General features: G+C 65.3%; 17 protein-coding genes. 12 read left to right on the forward strand and 5 right to left on the reverse strand.

All coding sequences use genetic code 11. The features are described from left to right. Positions 1 to 6: 6 nt before the first annotated feature. Positions 7 to 1,362, reverse strand: a complete 1,356-nt coding sequence (locus OHB26_RS19035) for a DUF2252 domain-containing protein (protein WP_330178623.1) — start codon at positions 1,360 to 1,362, stop codon at positions 7 to 9. A 74-nt stretch (positions 1,363 to 1,436) separates the two neighbouring features. Between OHB26_RS19035 and OHB26_RS19040 the strand changes: the two genes are divergently transcribed. Together OHB26_RS19040 and OHB26_RS19045 are read left to right on the forward strand one after the other, a co-directional pair. Then, positions 1,437 to 1,793, forward strand: a complete 357-nt coding sequence (locus OHB26_RS19040) for an Imm51 family immunity protein (protein WP_330178624.1) — start codon at positions 1,437 to 1,439, stop codon at positions 1,791 to 1,793. A 34-nt stretch (positions 1,794 to 1,827) separates the two neighbouring features. Continuing rightward, the gene (locus OHB26_RS19045) at positions 1,828 to 2,703 is read left to right on the forward strand and encodes a DMT family transporter (protein ID WP_330178625.1); all 876 of its coding nucleotides are present in this window, start codon (positions 1,828 to 1,830) and stop codon (positions 2,701 to 2,703) included. Positions 2,704 to 2,749: 46 nt separating this feature from the next. Here OHB26_RS19045 and OHB26_RS19050 read toward each other — a convergent pair whose 3' ends face one another. Together OHB26_RS19050 and OHB26_RS19055 are read right to left on the reverse strand one after the other, a co-directional pair. After that, entirely contained in the window at positions 2,750 to 3,355 is a 606-nt protein-coding gene (locus tag OHB26_RS19050) for a DUF4126 domain-containing protein (RefSeq protein WP_330178626.1), read from the reverse strand. Positions 3,356 to 3,362: 7 nt separating this feature from the next. Beyond that, entirely contained in the window at positions 3,363 to 4,535 is a 1,173-nt protein-coding gene (locus OHB26_RS19055) for an AI-2E family transporter (RefSeq protein ID WP_330178627.1), read from the reverse strand. Positions 4,536 to 4,727: 192 nt separating this feature from the next. Here OHB26_RS19055 and OHB26_RS19060 point away from each other — a divergent pair, with 192 nt between their 5' ends. The 7 genes from OHB26_RS19060 to OHB26_RS19090 all read left to right on the forward strand — a co-directional run bounded on the left by OHB26_RS19060 (position 4,728) and on the right by OHB26_RS19090 (position 12,358). Then, on the forward strand, positions 4,728 to 5,387 hold the full coding sequence (locus OHB26_RS19060; protein ID WP_330178628.1) for a phosphate signaling complex PhoU family protein: 660 nt from the start codon (positions 4,728 to 4,730) through the stop codon (positions 5,385 to 5,387). Positions 5,388 to 5,520: 133 nt separating this feature from the next. After that, the gene (locus tag OHB26_RS19065) at positions 5,521 to 8,034 is read left to right on the forward strand and encodes an MFS transporter (protein WP_442942678.1); all 2,514 of its coding nucleotides are present in this window, start codon (positions 5,521 to 5,523) and stop codon (positions 8,032 to 8,034) included. 682 nt (positions 8,035 to 8,716) lie between these two features. Further along, the gene (locus tag OHB26_RS19070; RefSeq protein WP_330178630.1) at positions 8,717 to 9,607 is read left to right on the forward strand and encodes a helix-turn-helix domain-containing protein; all 891 of its coding nucleotides are present in this window, start codon (positions 8,717 to 8,719) and stop codon (positions 9,605 to 9,607) included. Further along, complete coding sequence (locus OHB26_RS19075; protein WP_330178631.1) at positions 9,600 to 9,794, forward strand: DUF397 domain-containing protein; 195 nt, start codon at positions 9,600 to 9,602, stop codon at positions 9,792 to 9,794. Before OHB26_RS19070 ends, OHB26_RS19075 begins: the two co-directional genes overlap by 8 nt. Positions 9,795 to 9,894: 100 nt before the next feature. Further along, the gene (locus OHB26_RS19080; protein ID WP_330178632.1) at positions 9,895 to 10,770 is read left to right on the forward strand and encodes an SGNH/GDSL hydrolase family protein; all 876 of its coding nucleotides are present in this window, start codon (positions 9,895 to 9,897) and stop codon (positions 10,768 to 10,770) included. Between the two features lie 151 nt (positions 10,771 to 10,921). Continuing rightward, entirely contained in the window at positions 10,922 to 11,329 is a 408-nt protein-coding gene (locus OHB26_RS19085; protein ID WP_330178633.1) for a hypothetical protein, read from the forward strand. A 249-nt stretch (positions 11,330 to 11,578) separates the two neighbouring features. Then, positions 11,579 to 12,358 carry a DUF6319 family protein gene (locus OHB26_RS19090; protein ID WP_330178634.1) on the forward strand — a complete coding sequence of 260 codons (780 nt, stop codon included), beginning with the start codon at positions 11,579 to 11,581 and terminating at the stop codon, positions 12,356 to 12,358. Here the strand turns inward: OHB26_RS19090 and OHB26_RS19095 are convergent. Together OHB26_RS19095 and OHB26_RS19100 are read right to left on the reverse strand one after the other, a co-directional pair. After that, positions 12,355 to 12,801: a hypothetical protein gene (locus OHB26_RS19095; RefSeq protein ID WP_330178635.1), complete on the reverse strand. Its 447-nt coding sequence runs from the start codon at positions 12,799 to 12,801 to the stop codon at positions 12,355 to 12,357. The two genes, OHB26_RS19090 and OHB26_RS19095, sit on opposite strands and share 4 nt — an antisense overlap. A 41-nt stretch (positions 12,802 to 12,842) precedes the next feature. Further along, on the reverse strand, positions 12,843 to 14,282 hold the full coding sequence (locus OHB26_RS19100) for a GGDEF domain-containing protein (RefSeq protein ID WP_330178636.1): 1,440 nt from the start codon (positions 14,280 to 14,282) through the stop codon (positions 12,843 to 12,845). Between the two features lie 426 nt (positions 14,283 to 14,708). On the opposite strand from OHB26_RS19100, the gene galK reads away from it, so the two are divergent. The 3 genes from galK (at position 14,709) to OHB26_RS19115 (ending at position 18,182) form a co-directional block, all read left to right on the forward strand. Then, on the forward strand, positions 14,709 to 15,833 hold the full coding sequence (gene galK / locus OHB26_RS19105; protein ID WP_330178637.1) for a galactokinase: 1,125 nt from the start codon (positions 14,709 to 14,711) through the stop codon (positions 15,831 to 15,833). A gap of 74 nt (positions 15,834 to 15,907) precedes the next feature. Further along, positions 15,908 to 16,339, forward strand: a complete 432-nt coding sequence (locus OHB26_RS19110) for a group II truncated hemoglobin (RefSeq protein WP_330178638.1) — start codon at positions 15,908 to 15,910, stop codon at positions 16,337 to 16,339. 118 nt (positions 16,340 to 16,457) lie between these two features. Continuing rightward, positions 16,458 to 18,182 (forward strand): sodium:solute symporter family protein, encoded by a 1,725-nt coding sequence (locus tag OHB26_RS19115; RefSeq protein ID WP_330178639.1) that lies wholly within the window; start codon positions 16,458 to 16,460, stop codon positions 18,180 to 18,182. Positions 18,183 to 18,190: the final 8 nt, after the last annotated feature.

The raw sequence follows: 18,190 nt of genomic DNA on the forward strand, positions 1-18,190 counted from the left end.
ACATCCTCAGGTGGCGGCGTCGATGCGCCCCAGATCGATCGCGGTGACCAGCGCGGCGTGGTCGATGGCGGTCTGATTCGCGTAGGCGATGGCGAAATCGGCTATGGCGCGGTCGAATACGTCATTGGTGCCGAGGTAGGCGGCGATGGCGATACGGTCGCCGGAGCGGGCGTGACCGCGGGCCAGGGTGCGGCCGCACAGATTGGCGTACTTGCGCAGCTGTTCCGGGCTCATATCGTCGATGGTGATGGTGCCCTTCATATCTCGCAGTTGCCGCCAGTAGTAGAAGCGACCTTCGGGGCCGGTGGCCCAGCCCAGGAAGATGTCACCGGCGGCCTGGGTCAGGCGCTGGCCGTGCACCACCCGATGGCCTTGATGCCGGAATACGCTGGCGTGCAGGTGATTCGCCAGCACCGAGGTCTCGGCCTGCTTCACCTGCAGGAAGAGCGGATCGTCATTGGCACGGCCGGTGAACAGGGCGATGAAGCAGCGGGTGCCCACACTGCCGACGCCGACCACCTTCATAGCCAGATCCCGCAGTTGATAGCGGTCCAGCAGGACCCGGCGCTCCTCGGGCAGGCTGGCGCGATAGTCCGCGAGTACCGAATCCAGGTCGGCCTCTTCGATTTCCGATATGGGCAGCACCAGTGGTGGATCGGGTTTGATGCGCGGGCTACCGTCCGGCCCGGGTTCGGTGAGCTTGTCCAGGGCCTGCAGACTGGTGCGGGATTTGGCCTTGTTGATCGCCTTCTCGACGGTCTTGCGGTCCTGCGGGCGCAGTACGGCGGTGGCCTCCTCGACATTGACCATCTCGTACCAGACGTCGGTCTCGCCGAGAGTCGCCAAGTGCGCCATGGCTTCTCGATACGCGGTCGCGGATTCCCGGGCCGCCGCACCGGCCTCGGTATCGTCGCAGCCATTGGCGCGGGCGGCGACCGCGACGCTGGCGGCGAGCCGCTTCACGTCCCATTCGAAGGGGCCGGGCAGCGTCTCGTCGAAATCGTTGAGGTCGAAGACGAGCGCACGCTCGGGTGAGGCGAACAGCCCGAAATTGGACAGATGGGCATCACCGCAGAGTTGTACGGTGAGCCCGGTATCCGGTCCGGCGGCGAGGTCGGCCGCCATGATGGCGGGCGCGCCACGATAGAACGGGAACTGTCCGGCGGCCATGCGCGCGTAGCGGATTCGCACCAGCTCCGGTACCCGGGTGGCGGCCTGTCGCTCCAGAATGTCGATGGGGTCGGCTCGGTCCGGCCCCGGCTCCCAGACGCCGAGGGCGGTGCGCGTCACCTGTTTGCGTGCGGCCCGTCCCGCCTCGGCCGCCGGAGTCTCGCCACTGTCCGCGCGCTCGGAAGTCGACATGTACGGACTCTAGTTCGGGTACGGCGTCCCCCGGCGTATCCGACTTGTCGGTGTCGCGGGCTAGGTTCGCGGCTATGACCGATCGCGCGACCTTCGCCCCGCTGGTGTTCTTCGAGTACGACCACAAGCCGGGCAACTACTGCCTCATGCTCTCGGACCATCACATGGTCGAGTTGGAGGAGGCGTTCACCGCGGCCGGATACGAGGGTGGCGGCTACGGCTGGACTGGTGTCGCCAGGTCGGCGGTGGCATTGCGCGCACCCGAGCTGGACGGAAAATTCGGCTTGGACCCGGAGGCCGGAACTTTTGTCGCGTACGGGGAAGATGCGGAGGCCCTGCGGAGGTTGGGCCTATTGCTCCAGGAGGCGTTCCGGGAGCGGACGGTGCTCGCGGAGTTCATCGCGGGCGGCGACCCGGAGTGGTTCGACTGACAGGGCGTGACGGCATGTGGGCAGGTGGTGAGCGATGAGTAAGCGCGGTTGGGTGCTGTTCCTCGCGATGGGCGTGATCTGGGGCGTCCCGTACGCCATGATCCGGGTCGCGGTGGGCGACTTCGATCCGGTGGTGGTGGCCTTCGGCCGCACCGCCCTCGGCGCGCTCGTGCTGCTGCCGATTGCCCTGTACACCAAGGTTTTCCTGCCCGTAGTACGGCAGTGGAAATGGGTGCTGGTCTACACGGTCGTGGAGATCACCGGTCCCTGGCTGTTGATCGGCACGGCCGAGACCACCCTGACAAGCTCCACCGTGGGCTTGCTCCTCGCGGCGGTACCGCTGATCGCGGTGGTCGTGGTGACCAGGCTCGGGCATGAGCGCCTGGACGCGCGCCGCATCACCGGTTTGATGATCGGCTTGGCGGGTGTGGCGGCCCTGGTCGGTCTGGATATCGACGTCTCGGATCTGGGTGCGCTGGCGGCCATCGCGGTGAGCGCGGTCGGTTACGCCTTCGGCCCGATCATCATCGATCGCAGGCTCACCGAGCTACCGCCGATCGGCGTGGTCACCGCTTCGCTGCTCTTCGCCGCCGTCATCTATCTGCCGTTCGCGCTGTGGCGCATGCCTTCCCACTTCCCCGCCGATGCCACCTGGTCGGTGGTGGGTCTGGGACTGCTCTGCACGGCACTGGCCTTCGTGGTGTTCTTCGCCTTGATCGGTGAGGTCGGTCCGGCTCGCGCCACCGTCATCACCTATATCAATCCGGCGGTGGCACTGCTCATCGGTGTCACCCTGCTGGGCGAACCGCTGACCGCCGGTATGGCCATCGGCTTCCCGCTGGTCATTCTCGGTTCGATTCTGGGCACGGCCCGTTCCCGTGCCGTGGTGCCCGAACCCGCGCCCGCCTAGTCAGGAGGGCAGCGGCTGCACCGACGACGTCGTGTCGCGGCTCAGCTCAGTACACGGTCCGGTCGATCGCCGCGGCGGCCTTGCGCTGTCGCCGTCGGCGCACCAGCCGCACCGCCGCCCACACCAGCGCGAGCACCGCCACCACCGCCAACACGGGCACCAGGATCGCCAGGAATACCAGCGCGACGCTGGCGATGTCCTCGAGCGTGGAGAGCACCGGCGCGGCCACGCCCGCCGTGGCGACATTGGCGACCGGTCGCACCGTCGATTTGGTCAGCGAAACCGCCAGCGCGGTAATGACTCCGATGACGACCGGCACCCACTGTCCCGACTGCGCGAAGGCACCGGGATCGGCCACGGCGGCGGTCTGCGACGCTGTGCCGGAACCGAATACGATGCCGCCCGCCGTCGGCCGGACGAAGGTTTGGACGATGTCGTTGACGCTGTCGAGGGCGGGGATCTTGTCGGCGACGACCTCCACCACGAGCAGCGCGGCGACGATCGCCATCACCCAGCCGTTGCCGAGCCAGGCCCAGCCGTGCGGCAGCGTCACCAGATCGGTGAACCGGGAGAGCAGGCCCAGCGCCAGCAGCGGGATATAGGCGTTGAGACCCGCCGCGGTCGCGAGTCCGAACCCGGTCAGCAGTTCCATAGCTGCATTATCGGTCCGAGGGCGGGGGTGTTTTGTCCGGGCTCGCCGGTACTTGTCGGTGGGCCTTGGCGATTCGGCCGCGGCGTTCGATGCGCGGGTCCGCGGCGACCTCGTAGCGCTTGACGTATTCGCTCAGGAAGGCCTGCAGGGTGGCGGTGGCCGGGATGGCCAGCAGCGCGCCCACCGCGCCCAATAGCGCACCACCGACGATGACCGAGAGCAGCGCCACCGCCGGATTCACATCGACCGTGCGCGCGGTGATGCGCGGCTGCAGCATATAGTCCTGAATCCATTGGTAGACCACCACGAACAGCGCCACCCACACCGCGTCGATGGGTTCGATGGTGAGCGCCACCAGCACGGGCAGCACGCCCGCGATATAGGTGCCGATGGTCGGCACGAACGAGGCGATCACACCGAACCAGATGCCCAGGGCGAAGGCGTTGGGCAGTCCGAGCAGCCACAGGAACGCGCCGTGGATGACCGCGGAGATGACCGCGAGCAGAGCTCGCGAGTACAGATATCCGCCCGTCTTGTCGATGGCCAGGTCCCAGGCATGCAGTACCGCACCCTGTTTGGCGGGCGGCAGCAGTGAGCACAGCGAGCGCCGCAGCTTCGGCCCGTCCGCGGTCATGTACACGCTGAAGAGTGCGATGGTGACCACCTTCGCGAACCCGCCGAGCACCGTATTCGACAGTCCCCACACATTGTTCGCGGCGCGTTCGGCATACGCGCTGATGACATCTGAGTCCTTGAAGAGCCGGTCCCGAAGTTGATGTACGGTGAAATCCTGGTGAAAGGTGTGATTCACCCAGGACACCAATTCGTCGAGTAGGCGCGGCAATTCGTCGAGAACGTTGCCGACCGTCTCCACCATGAGAATGCCGAGGGTCACCAGAAAGCCGATGGTGCAGGCGAAGACGATGATGAATACGGCCGCGGTGGCGAGTCCTCGATTGATCCCGCGCGCGGCCATGGCATCGACCGCGGGCTCCATCGCGAGCGCGATGAAGAAGGCCACCGTCATCATGACGGCGATCCCGATCAGCGCGTGCGCGGCCCAGTTGACCAGCTCGAACAGGCCGAGCAGGGCGAAGGCGAGCACCATGGCGCGGGGGAGCCAGGCGGGCATGCGACTGCCCGGGGCCGGGGTTTCGACGGACGCCGAGTGGTCGGTCACCCCGCCAGTCTCGGGTACCCCGGCGGTATTTCCGGGTTCGACGCACCGGCGTCTGCCCGATGCTGTGCGTGAATCAAGTGAACGCGACTGGTCGGTTGGTTATTTCTTGATGACATGGCCGAGAGGCATTCGGGTGTAATGCTTTTGCCGCGATATTGTGCAGTTGTGTGGGCGGGCGGACAAGATATGCGAGTGCGGACGAAATTCTCCATCGAGCTCATGGCGTTGACCGATGAGCTGGCGAATATGGCTCGGCTGACTCATGAGTCGGCCGAGCGTGCCTGCGTGGCGCTGATGGGCAGTGACCTCACCGCGGCCTACGAGGTCTTCGCGCTCGAGGAGCAGGTGCAGATCGAGCACGCCAAGTGTGAGGACCGGTCGGTACTGCTACTGGCCCTGGAGGCCCCGGTCGCCCGCGACCTACGCCATGTGGTGACGGCCATGCAGATAGCCGACGATCTACTCGGCATCGCCGGAGCGCTGAGCCGGGTCTCCGATGTGGTGGTGCGCCGCTATCCGGAACCGGTTGCGGTACAGCCCATCGCCGAGATGCTGACAGAGATATCCACCGCGGTAACCGATCTGGTCGGCGTCGTGGTGAGAGTCATTGCCGCACAGAACCCGCCGCGCGATCAGGTGCTGGTACCGCGCGATGAGGCCCTGGACCGGCTGCGCGTGCGGGCCGCCGAGGCCGCCGCCGATTCGGGCTGGTCGCACGGCTCGGCCATGGCCATCGATATCGCCATGATGGCGCATCACTTCGGGCACTGTGTGGATCACTCGGTGCGGATCGGCCAGCTCATTCGCTTCTTCCACAGCGGAATTCCGCTGTACGCACAAGTGGAGGCGTAACCACCTCATAGCGGGGGTGCCCGGTCAGGGGCCGGATCGGTAGGGGTACGCTGCCCGAATTGCTTCATGGCGAGGTCTTTTCGAGTAGCACCGCACTTTTACGGACACCCGAAATCCGACAAGGGCCCCAAACATGACGAATACCATCACCAAGCCGCGGGTTATCCCGCCGGCTTCGGAATCCGATGCGAGAGCAGCTTTATCGCACCGGCAGATTATGACCATTTTGTCCGGTCTACTACTGGGCGTCTTTCTGGCCGCCCTGGATCAGAACATTGTCAGTGTCGCGATCGTGCGCATCGCCAACAGCCTGCACGGGTTCGACCAGCAGGCGTGGGCCACGACGGCGTACCTGATCACCGCCACCATCAGCACCCCGCTGTACGGCAAGCTCGCCGATATCTACGGCCGGAAACCCTGCTATCTCATAGCCATCGGGGTCTTCGTGATCGGCTCGGTGGCCTGCACCTTCGCCACCACCATGTATCAGCTCGCGGGCTTCCGCGCCCTGCAAGGGGTCGGTGCGGGCGGGCTCATGTCGCTGGCCTTCACAATTATCGGCGATATCGTGCCACCCCGCGAAAGGGTGCGCTACCAGGGCTATTTCATGATGGTCTTCGGTATCGCCACGGTGCTGGGCCCGGTGCTGGGCGGCTTCTTCTCCAATGCCGATCACCTGCTCGGCCTGGAGGGTTGGCGCTGGGTCTTCCTGGTCAACGTCCCCATCGGCGTACTCGCCATGCTGGTGGTGGCGAAGGTCCTGGATGTGCCGTTCCCGCGCCAGCGGATTCGCACCGACTGGCTGGGCGCGATCACCCTGACCGCCGCGACCGTGCCGCTGCTCATCATCGCCCAGCAGGGCAGGGAGTGGGGCTGGCGTTCGGATCGGGCACTGCTCTGCTACGGCATCGCCGCGGCCGGATTCGTACTCTTCCTGATTGTCGAATTGCTGATGAAGGATGCCGCGCTGATTCCCTTGCGGCTGTTCCGAAGCGGTACCTTCAGTATCGCCATCGTCGGCGGATTCATTGTGGGCGTTGCCATGTTCGGTGCGATTGTGCTGGTGCCACTGTATTTCCAAGTGGTGCGCGGTTATTCGCCGACCCGTGCCGGATTGTTCATGCTTCCGCTGGTGGTCGGCATCATGATCGGCGCGCAATTGGCCGGGCTGGTCACCAAATTCACCGGCCGCTACAAAGCGCTGCCGGTGCTGGGTTCACTCGTAATCGCCGTCGGTTCGGTGCTTTTCGCGCGCGTGCACTACGACACCGCGCTGTGGCTGCCGCTGCTGTACTGCGGCATCATCGGCTTCGGCCTCGGCGGGTGCATGCAGACCCTCGTCATCGCCGCCCAGAATGCCGGTCCGCGTGCGGATATGGGCGTCTCGACCGCCTCGGCCACCTTCTTCCGTCAGATGGGTGGCACGCTCGGTGTGGCCATCTTCCTGACCATCCTGTTCAACCTGCTGCCCAAGCGGATCCTGCGCGCCTTCGGCGGTGAGCTGCCACCCGGCTTCGACGCCGGGCAGATGGGCCGAATCCAGAGCAATACCACCGGAATCGCGGCGCTCCCCGATGAGCTGCGGGTCCCCATCCTGATGGGCTTCACCGACTCCATGGCCGGGGTCTTCTACGTCGCCGCCGCGGTCGCGGCACTGGCCGCCTTCGTCCTGATGTTCATGAAAGAGATTCCGCTACAGGATATGCCGACTCCGGCGGCTGTCGAGGGGATGGCGGACGAGGGGACGGCCGTCGAGAGTGCGGTCGCCGCGGGGGACGCGGAGCCCGAGGCCGAATCCGAGCCGGAGCCGGAATCCTTGCCCGCGGAGGAGCTTCGGATCGTCCCGCCATCCGGACTCGCCATTTCCGGCTGTGTGCACCGCGAGGATGGAAACTCGATCGCCGATGCCGTGCTGACGCTGATTGATCAACGTGGGCACCAGGTTTCGCGTGCGCTCGGCGACGGCGACGGTTCGTACTCCATCGGGGCTCCCCGAGCGGGTGGCTACGTGCTCATTGTCTCCGCACACGGCTATCAGCCGGCGGCGGTGACCATTACGGTCGGCCGCCGCTCGCATCAGCTCGATATCGCGCTCATCGGTTCGGGTGAGATCTCGGGCACCGTGCGCTCGGCGGGGCGCGGTGCCCCGCTGGCGGATGTCACGGTCACCCTGACCGACCTTTACGGTGACGTCGTAGCCTCCGCCGTGACCACCGCCGACGGCGCGTACGTCTGCCGCGGCGTCCTGGCGGGCACCTACACCCTGGTCGCGGTGGCCGACCAGATGCGCCCCGCCGCAAGCACTCTCACCGTCCCCGACACCGGAATGCTGCGCCACGATGTAGAGGTGTTGCCCCGAGCCGTCCTGGCGGGCTCGGCCAGCACCGACGCCGGTCACGCCGTCCCCGACGCCCAGATCACCGTCCTGGACGAGGCCGGTGACCTGATTGCCGTCACCCGCACCGACGACACCGGCCACTATGTGGTCCCGAACCTCGCGGACGGCCGCTACACCGTCATGGCCCGCGGCTACCCCCCGGTCTTCAGCCGAGTCACCGTCGTCGACGGCGAGGTCGCCCACGACGTACTCCTGGGCTACGAACGCGACCGCGTTGATTCCGTTGCGGGATCCAGTGATTGGATGTGAGCTGGGTCCGCACATGACGGATTCCGTTGCTTCGCACGCAGGGATGGGTCCCGGGTACCCCTGCCGTGCCAGGTCTGGTAGCCGCCCCGATGCTGCCCCCGGTACCGCCATCTCCTTCGCGGTCCATGGCCAGCGCCTGTGACTTCGAGGAATCCGCCGCGTGTGGATGCGAATCGAAGAGGGGCGCCACCAGCTCTCGACAGGTGACCTAGGTAGTCGCCTGTGAATCCCCAGACCGCGATAGCGGCGAAGAATGCGAACAGGGCAATGAGCGCCCAGATATCCCAAGGTATTTCGGTACGGGTCGCTATGTCATCCGGTGACATGATGTGCCCCTGGCATGACCTCGGCCACCGCCATCAGATGCAGCCGCTCTTTGACCCGGCACCCCGGGCGGCCGCAGTCCCGATGTAGCTCACGCGCGATATCCGCTGTGGCAGGGTCCATTTCGCCGGGATCTACCTTGTGATGGAACAGCCTGGCTGGAATATCCCCACTCGTCATCACAACCTCCGAAGTCGCCGCGATTGAGAAACCAACCCTGCGCCCCAAATGCTGTGGAACCGTTCTGAATCGGAAGATGCGGATCGGATCTTCCGAAACCCCAGGAGGCCTCCCGTTATCTGTGCGAACATCGATCCGGAATGGAAGGAAATGCTCTTCCGAAACGGAAGGAAGCGCGATGCCGAGTGTGGGTCAGACGCTGCCCCTCCATCAGCTCGGTCGCCGTCTCCGGGACTGGCGTGACGGTGCGGGCTACAGCTTGGAGCGTGCGGCAAGCATGGTGCCGGGAATGAGTCAGACCGCGCTACATCGGTTGGAGAAGGGGATGAAAGCGAAACCCAATCCCCGGGATGTCAGAGCGATCTGTGAACTCTATGGTGTCCCAGAGGATCTCATCGATGGCGCTGTCGGGCTGGCAATGCAGGCCGCACAGAAGGATTGGTGGTGGCACGCTTACGGGGGTGACATCCCTGAAGATTTCGATGTGTATGTGGCTCAGGAAACCGCTGCGGAATCGATCTGCTCACACCAGCCGAACCTGATCCCCGGTCTCCTCCAAACACCAAGTTACGTCCTATCTCTCGCCCGGGAGTCGCTGCCGGACGCCGAGCCGCAGAAACTCGAACGAATCGTGGAGGTGAAGACACATCGAAAGGCGATTCTCACCCGGCCCAAACCGGTAGTGATGGATGTGGTCATCAGCCAGGCCGCACTTCACCATCGGGTTGGTAGCGCCGCGATCATGGCCGCCCAGCTGCGGCATCTCACCGAAATGACCGCTCTCCATCCCAACATCACTCTGCAGGTTCTGCCTTTCGAAGCGGGGTTCCCCGGCGGAGTCAGCATGCCGCCGTTCGTAATTCTCGACTTCGGTAGGGCTTCGGACGGGAGTCCGATCGAACCTCGCACCATCTTCTTGGAGAACGTAGTTGGCGGGATCTACCTCAGAAAGCCCGATGATGTGAGCTTCTACGATCGGGCGTACGACAGGATCAAACAGGCAAGTCTCGACGCCAAGGCCAGTCAGACCCTGGTGACCCGAGTAGCGAAGGAGTACGACCGTGAGTAGCGAACTATCCGGCGTGACGTGGTTCAAGAGCACATACAGCCAGGCTCAGGGTGAATGCGTCGAAGTCGCTCACCTCGAGTCGGGCGGGGTTGGTGTTCGCGACAGCAAGAATCCGGCCGGTCCCGCGCTCATCTTCTCTCAGGGTGATTGGAACGCGTTCCTTGCTGGGATCGTGTGCGGCGAGTGAATTCGACCTTCCGCGCGCCACGACCCCCGCGCCACTGCTAAGTTCTCAGCTGAACAATGGTCCAGTTCATCGTCGGGGTGTCGGTCGTAGGGGAAATGACTTGAAGATCTCGCATGTCTTGGTGACGGTTGCCGCGCTCGCGGCAGTACTTCCGGTGGGGGTGGTACAGGCCGAACCGGCGGTGAACGAGTATGTGGCGCTGGGTGATTCATGGGCGGCCGATGCCACTTTGAGTCAGGTCACCACGGCGTTCACGCCGGTGAACTGTGTACAGAGCGTCCACAATTACGCGAAGCAGATCGCGGCGGCGCTGGCGGTGCCGGTCTTTCGCGATGCCACCTGCGGGGGTGCGGTCACCGCGAATATGACCGCTCCGCAGGCCACCGCGCTCGGCACCAATCCGCCGCAGTTCGACAGTCTGACCGTCACCACCGATCTGGTCACGCTCGAGATCGGCGGCAATGACGCGGATCTCGCCGCGACGGTAACGGATTGCGTGACAGTCGATCCCGCCGCGACGCCGTGCCGGAACGAGATGATCGTGAACGGCGTCGATCGTATGTCGCAGAACATCGCGCGCGCCGAATCACGGGTTGCCGCGACCGTCGCGGGTATTCGGGAGCGTGCCCCGCACGCCCGCATCCTGCTGCTCGACTACTTCGAGGGCATCGGCACCACCGGCGGCTGCTTCCCGATGATCCCCATCTCCGATCCCGATGCGATCTGGTTGGGTAGCAAGCTCATCGAACTCCACGACATGCTCGCCCGAGTCGCGGCGAGCAGCGGCGTCGACTTCGTTGACACCTATAGCGGCAGTTCCGGACATGATGCCTGCCAGCCGGTCGGCACGCGCTGGGTGGAGGGGCTGATCCCGTTCTCCGGCACTCCGTTCGGTCTCGCGGTACCGTTCCACCCCAATCAGTTGGGTGCGGATTACCAGGCCAGGCGGGTGCTCGAGGTGCTCGGCGCGCATTGAGTTCGTGTCACCTTCGCGACACGCCCTACGTGTCATGTGACGACACGCGGTTCAGGTCGCGGTAATCTCGGCGCGCGGCTAATTAGCGGCAACAGAGTTGCGGGGGCGGCTGGGATTGTGGCACGGAAGTGCGCGGTGGAAAGGGAGATTCATGATCGCCCCCTACCTGAGGCTCGTCGGTGTTCTGGGTGGATGCGCGGCTGTGCTGGCGGGGTGTGCCCGGGCGGGTACACCGACCGCGGAGGTCGACGGCTCCGGCAAATCCGATTCGGCGCACAGCAGCACGGAAATGCAGCGCAGCGCGTTCGTCACCGGATGCGGTGGCACTCCGGTGGGCTGGCAAGCCACCGCGGTGGTGAGCAACCGGGATCAGGTCGAGCATCGGTACCTGGTGGTGATCAGCTTCCTGACGGTGGAGTCCACCGTCCTGGAGCGGACCAGCACCGAGGTGACCGTGGCACCGGGCGCGACCCAGGACTTCACCACCGAGACCCGGCTCGATCCGGTCACTCGGCCGCAGAGCGTGCGCTGTGTACTGCGCGGTGTCGAACAGCTCTGAGCCGCACGGTGGAGCAGTGTCGTGCCGCACATATGCGGGTGTCCCGAGCTCGGAAAGTTGCGCGCGCCGGGTGCTGTGCGCCTACGATCGGACCGCCGGCCATGCTCGGTGGGCCGCACAAGTCGGAATTGCCAATAGTTCACTGACCAGTGCGTCGGTGGCGGTGTGAATTCTCCGGATGTGGATTTGTCGGTGCCATGGGGCATGCTCTGTGCACGCTGATGTCCAACCGTCCGCCCGGAGAGTCCCATGTCGTCCCGTAGCACCAAGCCACTGCCCTTGTCGGAGACAGAGATTCGGCAGATTGCCGAGCAGATCGATGCCGGCCGTCCGCCGATGGTGTGGTTCACGGCGGCAGCGGTCGGCGTACCGGAAGGCCGCTCCGGCAAGGTGATCTCGCTCGGTGATCCGTCCGAGGGTGATTTCCTGCAGGTGAAGCCGACCGGTTCCAAAGATGTGCTTTCGTTCGGCCCCACCGAGGTGACCCTGACCAAACCGGCCCGGCAGCAGCCCGCCGCCGGTGCGAAACAGAAAACGGCAACCAGGAAGGACCCCAACGTGACGATGCCGTCGCCCGCGACCATTGCCGCAACACCGCCGACCGCCCCCAGCACGCCGCCTGCTCCGAAACCGGAAACCGCACCCGTCGCTACCGATTCCAGCTCGTCAGCGGTGCAGCCGGAGGCCCCCAAGGCCGCCGCCAAACCCGCTGCCGGTGCCGCATCACGTCCGGCCCGCAATGCGGCCGCCGCGAAGAAGCCCAAGGACCCCGAGGTCGTGGTGACCCTCAGCGGCACCGCCGACGGCGAATGGACCTTGGACGTCGTCAATGGCAAGAAGCGCACCATCAAGGGTCTGTCCGTACCCGGCTCGGCCGTATCGCAGGCGGCCAAGCTCCTGCATCCGGAGGTCGCCGAGGTGGTCGACGGTGTGCTCGAGGCGGTGCGACTGACCCAGCGTGCCAAGGTCGAGCAGCTACAGGCCGAACTCGAGAACGCTCGTCGACTCCTCGACGAACTGGCCGGTTAGCCCTCGGCCGCAGGAGGTTCCGGCGCCGGGGCAGTGGGAACATTGCCCGGCCGGAATCCCAGCGCGCGCATGAGGTTGTCCAGGCCGGCCGCCAGATCCGGGCCCATGCGCCCGATGCGGTCGCCCCAGCCCGCCGAACCGCTGTTCGGCGTACCCGAACCGGTGTATGGCCAATACGGGTTGGAACTGCCTGCGCCCGAACCGCTTCCGGCCGAGCCGGAGAGCGCCGCCGAGGCCGAGCCCGGATCCGCCGAGAGCGAGCCGGAGCCGGAGCCGGAGCCGAGCGCGATATCGCCGCCCGCCGGGGCTGCCTCGGTGGCCACCGGCGCTGTTTCGAGCTCGATCGGTGTCGCGTTCGCAACGCCCGCCGCGCCCATGGCGAGAGTGGCCGTAGCGGCTACGGTGGCGGTGAGTAGTCGATACCCACGTGTGGAAGAAATCATTGAAATACCCGAATATCCGTGCGGTGACAGCGATTACGATGTCAGACCGCGGACTCCCGGTGCCACGTGCGCGGACCGGACTCCGGGTGGCCGTGCCTGAGATCGGCATGGAAAACGTACCCCAGCGAATATTCCTTCGCATGGTACATAGCCGAATCCGCTTCGCGCAGAAGCTCATACACCGTGGTATCGCCCCCGCGCGGGCCACTGCAGGCAATTCCGATGCTGGCCGCGATACGCACCTCGGCGGCGCTGAGTTCGAACGGTTCACCGAGGGTGGCCAATAGTCGCTCGGCGAGCAGCAGCGCCTGCTGTCGGCCGAGTGGGGCGAGCACCACGAATTCGTCACCGCCATAACGCGCGGCGGCGTCATCGCGTCGAATAATGCGCCGAATTCGTGCCGCCGCATTGGCGATCAGCTCATCGCCGACCGCATGCCCCCAATTGTCATTGACCCGTTTGAATCCGTCGAGATCGATGAAGAGCAGGGCGAGCGGCTGATCACCCCACCGGTCCCTATTACGATGCAGCGCCCGCAGCAGGGCGGCGCGGTTCAGGAGGCCGGTGAGCATATCGTGGTCCGCCTGGTACTGCGCGCGCCGTTCGCTGCGGGCGCTGCGTTCGATGGCGCGTTCGCTGCGTAGCAGCACGCCGCCGAGTAGTAGGGCGAAGAGTGAGGAAACCACCACGCGGTCCATGAGATCGAGGCTGGAGCCGACCACCGGTACGAGGGCGGCCACGATCATCACTATGGCGATGATGCTGGCGCGCTGGCGGGATCGATGCGCGTGGATATCGCGGGGCCCGCCGAGCACGACCATGGTGGGGTGCAGGGCCGCCGCGCCGATCAGCGTGTACGCGAGTTGTACCGGCATGAGCAGGATCTGGCGGCTCAGATCGGCCGATCCGGCCGTCTCCAGGTTGTAGCCGAGGTCGCCCGCCAGAATGACCAGCATGGCCAGATACACCAGGCGCAGTGAGGTTTCCGAGCGCGCGGAGGTGACCACCGAATGCGCGACAACGGTCAGCAGCAGGGCGTCGATCACCGGATAGGTGATGGCGGTGGCGGTGGTGAAATTGAAGCCGTGCGCTCGATGCAGAATGGGTGAGATCAGGAAGGTCCAGGACAGCAGCGCCGCACCGAGTCCGATCAGGCCGGAGTCCAGCAGTAGATCGTGATCGGTGCTGTTCTGTCGCGGCCGCAGCCAGAGCACGGCGGCCGCGCCGATACAGCAGTAGCCGCCGAGGGTGAACAGATCATCGAAGGGGTGCTGATGCCAGTCGGTGACCTCGCGCAGGGTGGTGCCGATGGTGAATTGCACGGCCGAGGCCGAGAGCAGATACCAGGGCAGGGGGAATTGCGGCCGGAATCGGTGCACGCCCGCACCGATCATGACCAGTGCGATACCGACCGATGCGTAGAGGGTGATCAGTGCCATCATGCGGTTGTCGACCACCAAGGGCAGTGCCAGAATCAGCACCCCGCAGCTGAACCCCAATGAACGCCAACAGACTCGTAACCGTCTACCGGGCCGACCGGCCGGTTGTTCGTCTGTGCCCACCAGCCCCCCTTGTCCGCTCCGTCCCCAATGCATCTGCTTCTTCGAGACCGTGCCAATCGGTCTGTAATCGCCTGTGCTACCACGGATCACGAGTGGATCCACTGGCCCCGAACACGGCGATCACGAACCGAGTGTTGTACGAGCATAGGTCCCAGCCGGCGGCGGCAGTATCCACGGGGGAGAGGCGCTGCCATCGAGATCTGGGCAACCGAGTCGATCATGGCACGAAATGTCGCATCGCGTACGGGAGTCCGATGAACCCGCAGGATCGCGGGGCGCTTGACTCGCTATGCTCCCTGCTGATCGAACCCGACGTACCGCACGACTCTCCGGAGGGGAGCTGAAGTGGCCGGATCCCTCGAGAGATCCAAGGCCGGGCGCTGGCTCGCTCCCGGACGGGTCAATCTCATCGGTGAGCACACCGATTACAACGACGGCTACGTCCTGCCACTCGCGCTGCCGATGGGCGTGACCTGCACCGCGGCTGTGCGCCCGGACGGGAAGGTGCGGCTGCGCTCGCGACAGGCCCCCAGCGATGAGGTCGAGATCGCGCTCTCCGCGCTGGCCGCCGCTGGCTGGTCCGAATTGCCCACCTGGGCGCATTATCCGCTCGGCGTGATCCGCGAGTTCGTGCGCCGCGGTCACGAGTTGCCCGGTGCCGAACTCGAATTGGACGGTGACCTGCCCATGGGCGCGGGGCTCTCCTCCTCGGCGGCGCTGTCCTGTGCGGTGGCCATCGCACTGCGGGATCTGTTCGCGCCCAGCGTCTCCGCCGCCGAGATCATCGATATGGCGCGCACGGCGGAGAACGTCTACGTGGGTGTGCCCACCGGAATCCTGGATCAATCCGCGGCCATGCTCTGCACCGCCGGGCATGTGCTGTTCCTGGATGTGCGCAGCCGGGCGTACGAGCAGATCCCGTTCGATCTGAAGCGATTCGGATTGAGCCTGCTGGTCTTCGACACCGGCAGTCCGCATCGACTGGTCGATGGTGAGTACACCAAGCGGCGCGCCGAATGTGCCACGGCCGCCGGTGAACTCGGCGTGCCCTTCCTGCGGGATGCGACCGGCGGCGAGGTGGACCGGCTCTCGGACCCGGTGCTGCGCCGTCGCGCTCGGCATGTGGTGTCCGAGAACGCCCGGGTGCTGCGCGTAGCCGAAAGATTGCGTGGTGGTGCTGATCCGCGCTCGATCGGTCCCGACCTGTCCGCCGGGCACGCCTCACTCCGGGACGATTTCGAGGTCTCCGCACCGCAACTCGATACCGCGGTGGCGGCCGCGTTGGTCGCCGGGGCCTACGGGGCGCGCATGGTCGGCGGTGGTTTCGGCGGCAGCATAATCGCGCTGGTGGATTCCGAGCGGACCGATAGGGTCGTCGCCACGGTCCGAGATGCCTTCGCACGCAGGCGTTTCGCCGCGCCCCGCAGTTTCGCGGTGACCCCTGCGGCGGGAGCGCGCCGGATCGAATAGCGCACGCTCGCCGCTGTCCGGGATTAGCCTGAATACCGGTCAGATCCACTCGCATACCAGGAACGAGCGAGCCCATGGAGAGCCTGTACGAATTCGCCGGTGGCGATGAGGCCCTGCACCGCCTGGAGGAGATCTTCTACGACAAGGCACTGGCCGACCCCGTGCTGAGTCAGGTCTTTCCCGAACGCCGGCCCACCCACGTCGATCATCTGACCTGGTTCACCGCCGAATCCTTCGGTGGCCCAGGCCGTTTCAGCCGCGAACTGGGATTCGCGTACCTCATCGACCGGCATCGCGGCCTGAAGATCACCGATGAGCAGCGGCAACGCTTCGTCGAGGTTTATCTGGAATCCCTGGACGAGGCGGGTCTGCCCGCCGATGAGAAGTTCCGCGAAGCCGTGCGTCAGCATGTCGAGTTCGGTGCGCGGGTCGCACAGCAGAACTCGCATGCGGAAACCGACGAGCAACTTCATCCATTGCGTGAGGTACCGCATTGGACCTGGTAATCAACGAACACGAGTAATTGCCGGGCCGCGCCTCCCAGGCGTCAGCGAACACCCCGCTAGTATTGCGCGCTACAGTCGTGCCCGCGTCATCTCGTGATCTTCTCGACAGGAGAGCCGTATGCCGTTCGACGCCAGCCTGCCCGCTGCCACCGCAGTGGCCTCGGCACAGCTGCGACTGGATGCCGATCCCATCGACTATGCGATGGTCGCAATCTATTTCGCGTTCGTCCTGGGTATCGGCTGGTTGGCCCGCCAACGAGTGTCGTCGAGTATCGACTTCTTCCTCTCCGGGCGTTCACTACCGGCCTGGGTGACCGGCCTGGCCTTCATCTCCGCCAATCTGGGCGCGGTCGAGATCATGGGTATGTCCGCCAATGGCGCGGAGTACGGCATGCCGACCATGCACTACTTCTGGATCGGCGCGGTGCCGGCCATGCTCTTCCTGGGCATAGTCATGATGCCGTTCTACTACGGCTCCAAGGTACGCAGCGTGCCCGAGTTCATGCTGCGGCGCTTCGGTCCCGGCGCGCATCTGGTGAACGCGCTCAGCTTCGCCGTCGCCCAGGTGCTCATCGCCGGGGTGAACCTGTACCTGCTGGGCAGCATTGTGAATGTGCTGCTGGGCTGGCCGCTCTGGGTATCGGTGCTGGCGGCGGCGGCCATCGTGCTCTCGTACATCACCCTCGGCGGATTGTCCGCTGCCATCTACAACGAGGTGCTGCAGTTCTTCATCATCGTGGCGGCGTTGCTGCCGCTCACCATCGTCGGCCTGCACCAGGTCGGCGGCTGGGATGGATTGCGCGACAGGGTGATCGAGGGGCCGGGTGGGGCGGAGCAGTTGCACGCCTGGCCGGGTAATGAGCTCACCGGGTTCACGAACAATATCGCCTCGGTCGTCGGCATCGTCTTCGGTCTGGGCTTCGTACTGTCCTTCGGCTACTGGACCACCAACTTCGTGGAGGTGCAGCGCGCGCTGGCCACGCATTCGATCTCGGCGGCGCAGCGCACTCCGATCATCGGCGCGTATCCGAAGATGTTCATTCCCTTCATCGTCGTCATTCCGGGCATGATCAGCGCGGTGCTGGTGCCGCAGATCGCCGATTTCAAATCGCAGGTGGCGGCGAATCCGGATTACAAGGGCGATGTCACCTACAACCAGGCGCTGCTCTACCTGATGAAGGATGTGCTGCCCAACGGTCTGCTCGGGGTGGGGCTGGCCGGACTGCTGGCGGCGTTCATGGCCGGTATGGCCGCCAATGTCTCCGCCTTCAATACGGTTTTCAGTTACGACCTGTGGCAGCGGTACATCAAGCCGGACCGCCCCGACCACTACTACCTCTCGGTGGGCCGACTGGCCACCGTGGGCGCGACGCTCGGCGCGGTCGGCACCGCCTTCATCGCGGGCAACTTCTCCAACATGATGGATTATCTGCAGACCCTGTTCAGCTTCTTCAACGCGCCGCTGTTCGCGACCTTCATCCTCGGCATGTTCTGGAAGCGCATGACGCCCGCAGCGGGTTGGGTGGGCCTGGTCTGCGGTACCGCCGCCGCCATCTTCATCTTCATTCTGAGCAAGGCGCATGTCTTCGAATTGTCGGGCCAGGGAACGAGTTTCGTGGCGGCGGGCATCGCCTTCGTGGTCGACATCGTCATCAGCGTCATCGTCACCCAGGTGTCGAAACCCAAACCGGTCGCCGAGCTGGTCGGCCTGGTCTACTCCGAAACCCCCAAGGCCATGCGCACCGACGCGGACGCCGCCACCCTCCCCTGGTACCAGCGCCCCGCCCTGCTCGCCGGTATCGCCCTGGTAATGGTCATCCTCCTCAACATTTTCGTCGGATAGGAAAGGCG

The organism is Nocardia sp. NBC_01503, assembly GCF_036327755.1.
In the GTDB taxonomy this organism is placed as follows: domain Bacteria; phylum Actinomycetota; class Actinomycetes; order Mycobacteriales; family Mycobacteriaceae; genus Nocardia.